General features: G+C 55.6%; 11 protein-coding genes. 3 read left to right on the plus strand and 8 right to left on the minus strand.

Annotated elements, in window-relative coordinates; genetic code table 11:
* Nucleotides 1-11 precede the first annotated feature (11 nt).
* The 4 genes from aat to AC5Q5A_RS11050 all read right to left on the minus strand — a co-directional run bounded on the left by aat (nt 12) and on the right by AC5Q5A_RS11050 (nt 2991).
* On the minus strand, nt 12-677 hold the full coding sequence (gene aat / locus AC5Q5A_RS11035) for a leucyl/phenylalanyl-tRNA--protein transferase (RefSeq protein WP_064789837.1): 666 nt from the start codon (nt 675-677) through the stop codon (nt 12-14).
* 202 nt (nt 678-879) lie between these two features.
* Nucleotides 880-2229: an acetyl-CoA carboxylase biotin carboxylase subunit gene (gene accC / locus AC5Q5A_RS11040; RefSeq protein WP_008890611.1), complete on the minus strand. Its 1350-nt coding sequence runs from the start codon at nt 2227-2229 to the stop codon at nt 880-882.
* A 17-nt stretch (nt 2230-2246) separates the two neighbouring features.
* Nucleotides 2247-2693, minus strand: coding sequence for an acetyl-CoA carboxylase biotin carboxyl carrier protein (locus tag AC5Q5A_RS11045; protein ID WP_210519553.1), 447 nt, complete (start codon nt 2691-2693; stop codon nt 2247-2249).
* 10 nt (nt 2694-2703) lie between these two features.
* Nucleotides 2704-2991 carry a type II 3-dehydroquinate dehydratase gene (locus tag AC5Q5A_RS11050; protein WP_064789769.1) on the minus strand — a complete coding sequence of 96 codons (288 nt, stop codon included), beginning with the start codon at nt 2989-2991 and terminating at the stop codon, nt 2704-2706.
* A gap of 320 nt (nt 2992-3311) precedes the next feature.
* On the opposite strand from AC5Q5A_RS11050, the gene thiS reads away from it, so the two are divergent.
* Nucleotides 3312-4307 carry a sulfur carrier protein ThiS gene (gene thiS / locus AC5Q5A_RS11055; RefSeq protein ID WP_493895296.1) on the plus strand — a complete coding sequence of 332 codons (996 nt, stop codon included), beginning with the start codon at nt 3312-3314 and terminating at the stop codon, nt 4305-4307.
* A gap of 132 nt (nt 4308-4439) precedes the next feature.
* On the opposite strand, the gene AC5Q5A_RS11060 is transcribed toward thiS, so the two are convergent.
* The 3 genes from AC5Q5A_RS11060 to AC5Q5A_RS11070 all read right to left on the minus strand — a co-directional run bounded on the left by AC5Q5A_RS11060 (nt 4440) and on the right by AC5Q5A_RS11070 (nt 7381).
* A complete protein-coding gene (locus tag AC5Q5A_RS11060) occupies nt 4440-5201 on the minus strand; it encodes a DsbA family protein (RefSeq protein WP_493895297.1) in 762 nt (253 codons plus the stop codon).
* 87 nt (nt 5202-5288) lie between these two features.
* Nucleotides 5289-5975, minus strand: a complete 687-nt coding sequence (locus AC5Q5A_RS11065; protein ID WP_493895298.1) for a hypothetical protein — start codon at nt 5973-5975, stop codon at nt 5289-5291.
* A complete protein-coding gene (locus AC5Q5A_RS11070; RefSeq protein ID WP_338179712.1) occupies nt 5972-7381 on the minus strand; it encodes a M48 family metalloprotease in 1410 nt (469 codons plus the stop codon). Before AC5Q5A_RS11070 ends, AC5Q5A_RS11065 begins: the two co-directional genes overlap by 4 nt.
* On the opposite strand from AC5Q5A_RS11070, the gene AC5Q5A_RS11075 reads away from it, so the two are divergent.
* The gene (locus tag AC5Q5A_RS11075) at nt 7314-8702 is read left to right on the plus strand and encodes a gamma-glutamyltransferase (protein WP_493895299.1); all 1389 of its coding nucleotides are present in this window, start codon (nt 7314-7316) and stop codon (nt 8700-8702) included. The genes AC5Q5A_RS11070 and AC5Q5A_RS11075 overlap by 68 nt on opposite strands.
* Nucleotides 8703-8773: 71 nt before the next feature.
* Nucleotides 8774-9925, plus strand: a complete 1152-nt coding sequence (locus AC5Q5A_RS11080) for a pyridoxal phosphate-dependent aminotransferase (protein WP_064789774.1) — start codon at nt 8774-8776, stop codon at nt 9923-9925.
* 72 nt (nt 9926-9997) lie between these two features.
* On the opposite strand, the gene AC5Q5A_RS11085 is transcribed toward AC5Q5A_RS11080, so the two are convergent.
* A complete protein-coding gene (locus tag AC5Q5A_RS11085) occupies nt 9998-13000 on the minus strand; it encodes an Rne/Rng family ribonuclease (protein WP_493895300.1) in 3003 nt (1000 codons plus the stop codon).
* Nucleotides 13001-13519 lie beyond the last annotated feature (519 nt).

The raw sequence follows: 13519 nt of genomic DNA on the forward strand, positions 1-13519 counted from the left end.
CTCGGTGGAACTCAGGACGGCGAGTGTGGCTTACTATCGCCGCCTGTCAGGGTTTCTTCAAGGATTTCGGGATCGACTTCAAACGGAAGGTTGGCGCGCCCGGTCAATGCTTTCGCCAGTTCGTTGCGATAGCGTTCGCGCGGGATTTCTTCGACCCCGAACTGTTTGAGGTGATCATTGACGAACTGCGTATCCAGCAGGCTGTAGCCCCCCTGACGCATCAGCGCGACCAGATGAACGAGGGCGACTTTTGACGCATTTGTCGCGCGTGAAAACATGCTTTCACCAAAGAACGCCTTGCCCAGACTGACGCCATACAAACCACCAACCAGCTCGCCGTCTTTCCATGCCTCGATCGAATGCGCGCAGCCCATCTTGTGAAGCGCACAATATGCATCAAGGATGTTGCTGTTGATCCAGGTGTCGTCGCGGGTATCGGTGGGCTCCGCACAGGCGCGGATCACGTCGGGAAAGGCCCGGTCGACATGGATCTTGTAGGTACCCTTGCGCACAGCCTTGCGCAGGCTGCGCGGGACATGAAACCCGTCAAGCGGCAAGACGCCGCGCCACTCCGGATCAATCCAGTACAGGGTTGGATCGTCATGGCTTTCGGCCATGGGAAACAGGCCGACGGAATAGGCGCGGATCAAAAGATCAGGGGTCAGCTGGTTTGACATGATCGCAGTGATAATTGCTTTGGTCCTGTTTTTCTGGTGGTTGTTTACATATGTGTGACCCGGTCGCATGCGACAAGGTCGTCACCATTTCCAGTTTGAACCGGTCCCTTATAATAGGGAAGCGCGATTAAATTTTTGATTTAAATCTCAAACGAAAAACGGGAACCCGAAGGTTCCCGTTTGAAATTGGCTTAGGTGCTGATCACAGCGTTTTATTCATGCCCATGAACTTTTCCAGCCAGTGGATGTCATAATCCCCTTTCTGGATGTCCGGGTTGGCAAGAAGCGTTTGATGCAGCGGAATGGTGGTTTTGATGCCACCAATCGCATATTCAGCCAGCGCACGACGCAGACGCATCATGCATTCCTCACGGTCGCGACCATGAACAATCAGCTTTGCGATCATGCTGTCGTAATAGGGCGGGATCGAATAACCGGTATAAATACCGCTGTCGACACGAACGCCCAGACCGCCAGGTGCATGATATTCCTTGATCTTGCCCGGTGACGGGACGAAGGTCTGCGGGTCTTCGGCGTTGATGCGGCATTCAATGGCGTGACCATGAATTTCAAGGTCTTCCTGCTTGAATGACAGCTCAAGACCAGCTGCAACGCGGATCTGTTCACGCACAAGGTCAACACCGGAAATCATTTCGGTGACCGGGTGTTCCACCTGAAGGCGGGTGTTCATTTCGATGAAATAGAACTCGCCATTTTCATAGAGGAACTCGATGGTGCCGGCATTGCGATACCCCATGCCGATCATGGCATTGGCAACCGTGGAACCGATCCGTTCGCGTTCTTCCGGCGTCAGGGTCGGCGAAGGGGCTTCTTCAAGCACCTTCTGGTGGCGGCGCTGCAACGAGCAATCGCGTTCAAACAGGTGAACGGCGTTGCCGTGCGTATCCCCGATGACCTGCAATTCGATATGGCGCGGTTTGCCAAGGTACTTTTCCATGTAAACGGCAGCATTGCCAAAGTTCTGCAATGCTTCCTTACGGGTCATCGAAAATGCTTCGGCAAGGTCTTCTTCGCGCTCGACCACTTTCATGCCACGACCGCCGCCGCCGCCTGATGCCTTGATCAGAACCGGGAAACCGATCTCCTTGGCGCATTTGCGGGCTTCGTCAACGCTGGTGATTTCACCATCAGATCCCGGAACACACGGAATGCCAAGCTTTTCGGCCGTCTGTTTTGCCGTGATCTTGTCACCCATCATGCGGATATGTTCCGGCGTCGGGCCGATGAAGGCAAAGCCATGCTCTTCGACCATGGAGGCGAAATCGGCGTTTTCCGACAGGAAGCCATAGCCCGGATGGATGGCCTCGGCCCCGGTGATTTCAGCAGCCGAAAGAATGGCCGGAATATTCAGATAGCTGTCTTTGGATGCTGCCGGGCCGATGCAGACCGATTCGTCGGCCAGACGCACATGCATGGCGTCCGCATCAGCAGTGGAATGCACCGCGACAGTTTTGATGCCCATTTCGCGGCAGGCGCGCTGAATACGAAGCGCGATTTCGCCACGGTTGGCAATCAGGATTTTGTCGAACATGCGGTTGATACCCCGGCTTATTCAATAATGACTAGCGGCTCGTCATATTCGACCGGATGGCCGTCGGTCGCGATAATCTGGGTGATCTTGCCAGATTTTGGTGCGCGGATCGGATTGAAGGTCTTCATCGCTTCGATCAGCATCAGGGTCTGGCCTTCGGCAATGCTTGCGCCGACCGAGATGAACGGAGCCGCACCCGGTTCCGGTGCAAAATAGACAACGCCGACCATCGGCGATTTAACCGCACCCGGATGGGAGGCGGCATCAGACGGCGCCGCAACAGCCGGCGCGGACGCAGCTGGAGCCGCCGGCGCCACAGCCGGAGCAGCAGCAACCATGGTGCCCTGACGGGCGACGCGAATACGGTTGTCACCTGCGGCAACTTCAATTTCGGTCAGATTGGTGTCGTCCAGCAGCTCGGCGAGCTGGCGAATGGCGTCATTGTCGATGTTGAACTTGCTCATTTCGATATCTTTATGATGGTGTGTGGATCAATCCGCGCATGGCATCCAGGGCGTTCTTGGTGCTCCGGGAGCCAAAGCCGTAGATCATGCCGTTTGCAGCTTTCGAGACGTTTAAATCGTGTCTGAATGCATTCCGCTTTTGAATATTGGACAGATGAATCCCGAATTTCGCCATGAACAATGCGGCGAAAGCTTCAAGGATCGCAACCGATGTGTGCGTATATGCCTTAGCATTGCCAAGAATGCCAGAGTCTTCTTGTCGGTTTTGCTTAAAACCAGTCAACTCGTTCACTTCCATTCTTGCTTCGAAGCATCCATCGCGCATCAGTCCGCAGGGTGTCTCGACCGTTCAGGAATGCCCGAACCGCGAAGCAATCCGCTTCTGAATGCCCAACATTTGGAGTTGCGTTTATAACACGACCAAAGTCTGACGCAACTTTGCATTGGTCTTTGCAACTTGGCCCTGGTGCTTCCGGGGTACATGATTGACCAGCAAGGCGAGCTTGCCGGGGCATCGACACCAAAAAGCCATGCAAGACGGCTTGCTTCGGGCGAGCGTGCTGCGCATACTGCGCGGCAATTGTGAATAATTTGATACCACATGGATGAAACGGAAAGATGCGTCTTACGATCAACGGTGAAGACCGCACCATCGAAAATGCTGGAAACGTTGCCGAACTTCTTGGCGAGCTTGGAATCGCCCATACCAAGGTCGCGGTCGAACGCAATCTGGAAATCGTTCCCAAGACGGCCTATGGCGAAACCCGGCTGGCCGATGGCGACAAACTTGAAATCGTGCATTTTATCGGCGGTGGGTCACATGAAGCAGGCCTGGCTGCGGCAGATGACGACGGTTTCGTTGTTGCAGGCAAGAAATTCTCGTCCCGCTTGCTGGTGGGCACCGGCAAGTACAAGGATTTTGAGGAAACCAAAATCGCGATCGAGGCATCCGGTGCCGAAATCGTCACAGTTGCCGTGCGCCGCGTAAACCTGACCGACCCGAACCAGCCGATGCTGGTCGATTATGTCGATCCGAAAAAATACACCTATCTGCCCAATACGGCCGGCTGCTTTACCGCCGATGATGCTGTGCGTACGCTGCGCCTTGCACGCGAAGCAGGCGGCTGGAATTTGGTGAAACTCGAAGTACTGGGCGATCAGGCCACACTTTATCCCAATATGCCCGAAACGCTTAAGGCGGCCGAAGCCCTGATCAAGGATGGCTTTGATGTCATGGTGTATTGCAGCGACGATCCTATTCAGGCCAAGATGCTCGAAGATATGGGCTGCTGCGCGATCATGCCGTTGGGCTCTCTGATCGGTTCTGGCATGGGCATTTTGAACCCGGTCAATATCGCGCTGATCAAGGAAAACGCCAATGTGCCGGTTCTGGTTGATGCGGGCGTTGGCAGTGCATCCGATGCCGCCGTTGCCATGGAACTGGGCTGTGACGGTGTCTTGATGAATACCGCAATCGCCGGGGCAAAGGACCCGATCCGTATGGCGTGCGCCATGAAACATGCCATCATTGCCGGGCGTGAATCCTTCCTGGCGGGTCGTATGCCGAAAAAGAAATATGCCGATCCGTCCTCGCCACTGGCCGGGATTATCTAGGCGATATTCTTGCGTTAAGCTGTAATGAAAAAGGCCGTTTCGATAATGAAACGGCCTTTTGCTTTTTCATTAAGACGGCGAAACAACAAAACTGCACATGTGGGCGTTTTGTGTTTGGTCAGGTGGTCTTGATCAGGATGCGTCTTTCAGTCCGGCATCGACCAGCGCATTTACACGCTCCATGTCTGCACCCGAAACCAGCGTGCCATTGATCAGGAAGGCAGGTGTGCCGGAAATGCCAACGGCGCGCGCCATGCTCGAATACTGTGCCAGCATGCCGGTGATTTCGGGCGCCTTCATGTCTTCAAGCATCTGTTCGACATCGATGCCAACACCCGCTGCCAGTTCATTGATACGTTCCTGATCAAGCAGGCCACGGTTGGTCATGAAGGCTTCGTGCGCTTCCATGTATTTGTCCTGCTTGTCGGCGGCAAGTGCGGCACGGGCGGCAAGGGTGCTTTCCTCGCTCAGGATCGGGAATTCGACAAAGATGGTGCGAACCTTGCCATCACTGTTTTCGGCAATTTCCTTCACGCCATCAAAGGCGCGCTTGCAATAACCGCAGTGGTAATCAAAAAACTCAATCACGGTCACCGGCGCATCAACCGGCCCGACCGAGGGAACGGAACTGTCAGCAACCAGCGCATCCCAGACAGGGGTGATGGCCGCAGCCTGCTGGCGGGACTGCTCTGCGGCCTGCCAGGATTGGACATTCTGGATCGCGCGCAAAAGAACATCCGGGTTATCAAGCAGATATTGTTCAATAACGCCTTCGATTTCGGTTTTCTGTTCAGTGCTCAGGCTATCCTGCGCGAAGGCAGCCGGCGCGCCAATCAGCATGCCGATACCAAGTGCTGTGCCAGCAAGAAAGCGTTTTGCGATATGGGAGTTCATTGGACGTCCTTTTGTCTCTGGCCAGTGTGTAATGCTGTGGTCCTGACCCTGATGAAATGTGATGGTTTTTGATACGTGATCTCGTTGCTAACGTGAAAGTAAAATATGCGTTAGATGTATCACACTATTCTGTGCGGCGATGTGATCATCGCCCGAAACAATGCCAATCCATACAAGGCGCACCTCGTCGGCCTGAGCGTCGGGCCAATATCGACGATAAAGTGTTGCCAGATCAAAATATTCGCGGTGCCATTCACCGTAGCGCACTTCATACTGGCCAACGGCGATGCGGACTTCCTGATCCATGGTTGGTTTTCCGGATCCAAGGTCGCTTTCTGTCCAGCTTCCCTGTGCCTGTCGTCGGAAGCCAAGCACCAGTTCAACATCCCCGACTTGGGCGGCGCTGTTGAATTGCCAGTCAAACGACAAAAACGGTGACGCCAGCACGATCACATTTGTCCGCCGACCGATTTCAAATGCCCCCATCCCGGGGCGCGCGGCAAGGGCGATGCGGCCGTCCTTGTCCTCCCAGCCAAGCGGGGCAGGGTTCACGTTAGACTTTTGATTGACCTGCCAATAGCGCGGCGGGTTGGACAGTGAAAAAGGCGCATACAGAAGTTTCAGGTCACCACTGACATTCACACCAGCACCGGGCAGGCTGCAACTTGTTATGCTCAGCGATCCCAGCACGACCATTACAGACGCCAAAACCCTTCTGGATGTGAAGACGCGCGGGGCCCGTGGCTTGGCGCGCAGTGCGGGCGAAGACGTCAATTGGCGGCGTCCTTGCCCGGTACGCCATCAGGATTGGTCGCCTGAAGAATGTCTTGCGCACGAACCCATGTGGCCGTGCCCTTTTCAAGCTTCCGGTCGGCCTGAACCGCATGATAGCTCGCCGCTTGCCGGTCACCGGTCAAAAGGCTGTATTCCGCCTGTGACAGGGATGCTTCGCCTTCATTGCCAAGACGGTTTTCAACAATAGCGCGGAACCGCCATGCCGATGCATTGCCGCGTTCGCGCGACAATACCCCGATCAGGTTTTCCTTGGCCGGGGCCAGATACGCCTCATCGCCGGTTTCGATCATCGCATGCGCCAGAAGAAGTCGGATCAGCGGCGCACCGTTTGAAAGTTCGGCCGACTTTTGCAGTGGCGGGATGGCATCGCGCGCACGCCCGAATTCCAGAAGAATCTGGCCTTTCAGTTCTTCGAAATACGGATTGGACGGTTCCTCGGCGATCAGCCCTTCGATAATCTCAAGCGCGGGCTCAAGCTGTGAATCCCGGTAATAGGCGATCGAGCGGGCATAGCGTGCGGCAATGCTCGTATCGCTTTCGGGATAAGTGCGCATCGTATTTTGAATATGGTTGGTAAAGGCAAACAGTTTGGCGCGCATGCGGGCATGGCGCTCATACATATCCGGGCTGACCTTGGCATCCTTGAGTGACGAGTTGGATACATAGTTTTCAAGGAAATCGACACGTTCGACGGTCAACGGGTGGCTGCGCAGATACGGGTCCTGGCTTGCGGTACTCAGCAATTCCTGACCTTCAAGGGTCTGCATGAATTCCAGCATCCCGCGCGACGAAATGCCTGCCTCTGTTAAATACTTCACACCGGCCTGATCGGCACTGCTTTCCTGGGTCCGCGAATAGGCAAGAAAGTTACGGGTGGCCACGTTCTGACCGCCCAGAATGGCAGCAGTCCCAACGTCGGATCGGCCCGCCGCAACACCGGCAGCAACACCGGCAATTGTGGAAAGAATCGAGATTGCAGACGCATTGCGCAACTGGTCATGAACACGTGAAAGGTGGCCGCCCGATATGTGGCCGGTCTCGTGGGCAACAACGCCGATAACCTGTTCGGGAGTCTCTGCTTTTAACAACAGCCCAGTATTGATAAAAAGCTTTTGGCCCCCGGCAACAAATGCGTTCAAGCTGTTGTCGGAAACGATATAAATGGACACGCCATTCGGATCGAGGCCCGCTGCCCTGAAAATGGGCGTGGCATACATCCGAAGGGTTTCCTCGATCTCTGTATCGCGGATAAAAGAACGACCCTGCGCGAAAACCGTGCTAGGCAGGGCAACAAGGAAAATGGCAGTGAGAGTAATAATGCGTCTGAGCAAAATGTGCGTTCCATATTTTCGTTCGACTGATGTCGGTTCCGTGCCGACGCGCAAGCCATCATGGCGGATCGCGGTCGCAATCGCAATGACTGCCGGTCTTGCCGCATGTAGTGCTAATGAAACAGAAAATCTTGGTCAAATAGGGGCAGTGTCCGGTTATTTCGGTGGTGTGGTCGCTGATGAGCCACGTGCCGTCCGGAATGCACGGGATGTTTTGTCTGCCGGTGGTACGGCTGCGGACGCTGCTGTGGCGCTATACGCCACCATGACCGTGACCAAGCCATCCGTTGCCGGCATTGGCGGTGGCGGGGTTTGTGTTGTGCATGATCGCGCAACAAAAAAGGTCGAAGTCCTTGATTTCTGGCCACGTCCGGGCACGCGTACCCGTTCCGATCAGACGCCAACCACCATCCCGACCGTTCCGCGCGGCCTCTATGCGCTGAGCGCACGTTATGGCCGTTTGCAGTGGGGCTCGCTGATCAGTGCTGCCGAACAATATGCGCGCCTTGGCGTGCCGGTATCGCGTTCACTGGTTAAGGATATCGAGGCAAACCGTGCCCGGATTGAAGCCAGTCCGGCATTGCGCGCCACCTTTATGCCAGATGGCAAGATGCTTGAAGTCGGCGACCGTATCCGTGCGGTTAATCTGGCGGCGCTTCTGACATCATTGCGCGTTAAGGGACCGGGCGAGTTTTATAGCGGTGCGTTGGGGGCTGATATCGCCAATGCTGTCACTGCGGCGGGCGGCACACTTACCGCCGATGATATGCGCAACTATCGCCCGCAGTGGAAAACCGCGACCGAGGTCAAGGTTGGTAATGAAACGCTTTATCTGGCCTATCCGCCGCGCTCCAATTCCAGCACTTCGGTCATTACCGACGGCAGCGAACTTGCCGATATCCTGAACCGTTATCTGGCGGATATCGCATCGGGTTCTGAAGCCGCACAGGCTAGTGCCGGACGCAGTGGCTTTGTCGTTGTGGATCGTGCGGCCAATGCGGTTGCCTGTGTCACCACTATGAACAAGCCGTTTGGTGCGGGTCTTGGCGCGGATGCGTTTGGCCTTAACCTGGCTGCGGGGGATGCGAACATGATTTCTACCCCGCTGATGGGGCCGGCATTGATGGTGAACCCGTTTGTCTGGGAATATTATTACGGCATTGCTGGCACGGGCACGCCGGCTGGTGCGACCAAACAGATCGCCACCATGGCCGAAGACCTGATTGGCAATGGTGCTGCATCGGGTATTGCGATGAATTCCGACGGGGCGTCTTCGGTCAATGTCATCAAGTGCCTCGAAGGCACGCCACCCCATCCGGAAAGCTGCCAGTTCCTTGCCGACCCGGCAGGCGGCGGCATGGCCGGAACCCGATAATAAAGAAACCAACCAACAGGGCAGGGGACATCCTGCCCTGTTGTTCTTAAACACATTTCAGGACCCCACAAATGGCATTGAAACAATCCCTTCGTGGTGCAATTTCGCCCTTTATCGTGATGGATGTGATGCGTGCGGCCAATGCGCGCGAAAAGGAAGGCAAGGCTGTCTTTCATCTTGAAGTCGGCCAACCCGGAACCCCGGCACCGCGCAAAGTGCGCGAAGCTGCTGCAAAGGCGCTCGAGTCCGATTTGATCGGCTATACCAACGCCATGGGCATCGATCCGCTGCGCGAAGCCATTGCAGGTCATTACAAAACCAAATTCGGCGTGTCTGTCGATCCGGCGCGGGTTTGTGTTGCCAGTGGCTCTTCATCGATCTTTGTACTGGCGTTTTTGGCGGCCTTTGATGCCGGTGATCGTGTTGCGATGGCAGCCCCCGGTTACCCGGCCTATCACAACATCCTAAGCGCGCTTGGTATTGATACGATCAACCTGCCCGCCGGACCGGAAACCCATTATCAGCCGACTGTGCAGATGCTGCGCGATCTGGATGAACCGGTTGATGGTCTGATCGTTGCCAGCCCGTCCAACCCTGCGGGCAGCATGATTGATGTTGAAACCTATCGCGAACTGGCAACCTATTGCCGTGAAAACGGCATTCGCCTGATCAGTGACGAGATCTATCAGGGCATTTCATTTGGCGATGTGGCCGAATGCACCGCGCTTGAGTTCGGTGATGAAGCCATCATCATCAACAGTTTCTCGAAATACTTTTCCATGACCGGCTGGCGTCTGGGCTGGGCGATTGTGCCGCCCGATCTGATGCGTGCGGTCGAATGTCTGCAGCAAAACCTGTTCATCTCGGCCCCGGCGCTTTCGCAGTTGGCGGCAGTGGCCGCCTTTGAGTGCGAGGATGAGCTACAAGCCAACATCGCGGCCTATGCGCGCAATCGTGAAATCCTGCTGGATGGTCTGCCAAAGGCCGGTTTCACAAAATTCGCCCCGGCTGATGGTGCGTTTTACCTCTATGCCGATGTGCGCGATCTGACCAATGACAGCGAAGCGTTCTGTAAACAGATGCTCGAAGAAACCGGCGTTGCCACGACACCGGGGACGGATTTCGACCGCATGCGTGGCAAAGGCTATGTCCGCTTCTCGTTCGCGCATAGCGAAGACACCATGATCGGTGCGGTCAAGGCGCTTCAGAACTGGAAACGCTGATCTTTCAATAGATAACGACGAAAAAAGGGCTGCCTGATGGGCAGCCCTTTTTGTTTGTTCAGATGCCCGATCTTAACGACCGAGGCTCCACCAGCCGCGTTTCTTCGGCTTCGGTTTTTCGTCTTTTGCCGGCGCAGGCGCCGGTTCAGCTTTCTCAGCCTTGGCAGGCTCAGCGGCTTTCGGCTCGGCCGGTTTTTCTACAGGCTTCTCGGCAGGTTTTTCTGCCGATTTTTCGACCGGGGCTTCTGCCTTTGGCGTTTCTTTCTTCGGTGCCGGTGCGCTGACTTCTGCCGGGGCAGATGCCGGTGCGCTTGCGGCTTCCGATTTCGCTTCCGCCTGGGTTTCAGGCTTTGCTTCCGGGGCCGGGCCCGACTGGATCGGGATGTTTTTCACATCACCACGATCTTCATCACCGTCAGTGCTATCAGAACGGCTGTTGCGATCACGGCGATTGCGGCGATTGTCATTGCGATCACGACGCGGACGGGCCGGGGCCGGGGCAGTGGTGCTGCGCGCACGACCGGCACGAACGCCTTCCTGATCAAAGCTGTCGGCATCCTGACCTTCGCTGTCGGCGTCGATCACGGTGTTTTCATCCGTGCCGTCCGGTGCTTCGTGATCACGATTGCGGCGTGCAGCCGTCAGGGCCGGATCATCTGCCGGTGAACGGGTGCGGTTGCCATCAAAGTCCTGACGACGCGAACGACGGCGACCACCACGCTTGCCACGACGGCGGCGCTTGCGATTGCTTTCGTCATCATCGTCATCATTATTGTTGCCATCTGCATTATCAGATACGCCATCGCTGTCGTCTGATGCTTCCTGCGGTTGATCATTGTTGCGATCATCGCGGTCATCATTGCGGCCACGGCGACGACGACGGCGACGACGGCGCTTGCCGCCCTGATCGTCGTCTTCGTTGCGTTCGATTTCGTCTTCTTCTTCTTCGAGATCAACCGGGTTTTCGATCGCGGTCAGCGATACACTGTCGGTATTAAGAACCGCAGAAACCTCTTCGACCTCGTCACCTTTTTTCGCGCGAGTACGCTCGATGCGGTGATCAGGTGAAATCAGGCTGTCATCGCCAAAGATCATGACGCTGAAGCCATAACGGCTTTCGATCTCGCCAAGCGAGTCACGTTTGCGGTTCAGGATATAAAGCGCGACTTCACTGGCAACATGGACGGTCAGCGCGCCTGAACGGCGACGCATGCCTTCTTCCTCGATCACGCGCAGCAGATGAAGGGCTGCACTTTCAATCGAACGGACAAGGCCGACACCACGGCAGTGGGTGCAAACTTCAAACGCGCTTTCGACCAGCGACGGGCGCAGGCGCTGACGCGACATTTCAAGCAGGCCAAACGGGCTGATACGGCCGATCTGAAGACGAGCACGGTCGTTGCGCATTGCTTCCTTAAGCTTGCGTTCGACAGATGCCTGATTGCGGTGATCTTCCATGTCGATAAAGTCGACAACGATCAGACCGGCAAGGTCACGCAGGCGCAGCTGACGTGCTAGTTCTTCGGCCGCTTCAAGGTTGGTCTTGTAAGCGGTTTCTTCGATGTTGCGTTCGCGGGTCGAACGGCCGGAGTTAACGTCAACCGCGACCAGTGCCTCGGTCGGGTTGATAACCAGATAACCACCGGATTTAAGCTGTACGACCGGGTTGAGCATCGCATCAAGCTGGCTTTCCACCTGGAAACGGTGGAACAGCGGCACGCCCTGATCTTTGTAGGGCTGCACGCGCTTGGCATGCGACGGCATCAGCATCTTCATGAAGTCTTTGGCAACCCGGTAACCATCGTCACCTTCGACCAGAACTTCATCAACATCACGTGCATACAGGTCACGGATGGAACGCTTGATAAGGTCGGCTTCTTCGTAAATCAGGCACGGTGCCTGGCTCTGAAGGGTGGTTTCGCGGATACGATCCCACAGGCGCATCAGATAATCGAAGTCGCGTTTGATTTCGGCTTTGGTGCGTTCTGAACCAGCGGTACGAACGATAACCGCCATGCCGTCCGGAATCTCAAGCTCGGCCAGAATGGATTTCAGGCGCTTGCGATCCTTGGCATTGGTGATTTTGCGCGAAATGCCGCCACCACGCGGGGTGTTTGGCATCAGAACGCAATAACGACCGGCCAGCGACAGGAAGGTCGAAAGAGCCGCACCCTTGTTGCCGCGTTCTTCCTTGACGACCTGAACCAGAATGATCTGGCGGCGTTTGATCACTTCCTGAATTTTGTAGCGTTTCTGAAGCTGACGGCTGTGTGACTCAACGAACTCGTCACCGTCGTCATCACCACCCATATCCTCGATGTCTTCTTCAACATCGGCGGTTGCGTCAAGCGCGGTTACTTCGTTGGCCTCGTCATCGACATCAACTTCAAGCTCGGCGATTTCCGCAGACATCGCGGCATTGCCACCGGTCGGGGTATCGTCACCGTCCGAGCCGTTGTCATCATTGCCGTCAGAGGATGCTTCTGCGTCGGTGCCAGATGCTTCGACATCATCGCTTTTCTTGCGACGATTGCGCGGGCGACGGCGACGCGGCTTGGCTTCTTCTTCCTCGCCTGAACCGGCATTGTCGGTTGCGGCATCTGACGGGGCAGCGGCCTCGGCCGATACAGCCGCGTCGGTGTTTTCTGCCTCGGGCGTGTCGGATGCTTCGTCCTTGCTCTGGGCGCGCGGTTTGCGGCGCGAGCGGGAACGCGACGGTTTCTTATCTTTTTTCGGGCTGTCTTCGGTATCGCCGATATTGTCTTCGACGATTTCGGCGTCCTTGACCTGTGTGTTGCTCTGCTGGGCAAGAGCTTCACGGTCGGCAACCGGGATTTGATAATAGTCGGAATGGATTTCGCTGAACGCAAGGAAACCATGACGGTTTCCGCCATAGTCAACAAAGGCCGCCTGAAGCGACGGTTCTACCCGCGTGACTTTCGCGAGATAGATATTACCCTTGATTTGCTTTTTTGTCGAAGTTTCGACGTCGTATTCTTCTAGGCGATTTCCGTGAATAACAACGACGCGGCTTTCTTCCGCGTGCGTTGCATCGATAAGCATACGTTTGACCATTCGGAACCTGTTCCTGGAGGCCCCGCCAGTTCAATGCTATGGGCGCAATTGCGCTGATATGCAAACAAACCGGCGTGTCCGGAGGCGCCAACCATAAAGGTCGCGATATGTCCTGTATGTATCTGGGTCATCGCGTGTCGGCTGCTCTTCCGGTTGGACCTGGTTTTGGTGTTGAAACAAAAAGAATTAGATTGCGTGTCTTCGAGCGCGCCAAGACAGCCTTTTTAAGGAGGGCTCTATCGGGAGCGGGAATTGCCGCGTCACCGAGACACCGACCGTAAGAACTGCACTCGTCGCGTCCTCAGCCTGGTGGCATTTTGGTTGCTTACCACAAAGCATAGGAATCTCGGGTGCAACATATCCCTTTTATGCGTATGCTACAAACAGTTTTGTTGCGTGATGTGACGACTTTCTGACAGTAATGTGTAAAAACACACAGAAATCCGCGCGATTTTCCTTTTGATGATTTGGTTCGGGCAAATATATGAAAACACACTGTTTTTACGGTTTTGCTCCATG

The sequence above is a fragment of the Thalassospira sp. CA1 genome (assembly GCF_059052855.1).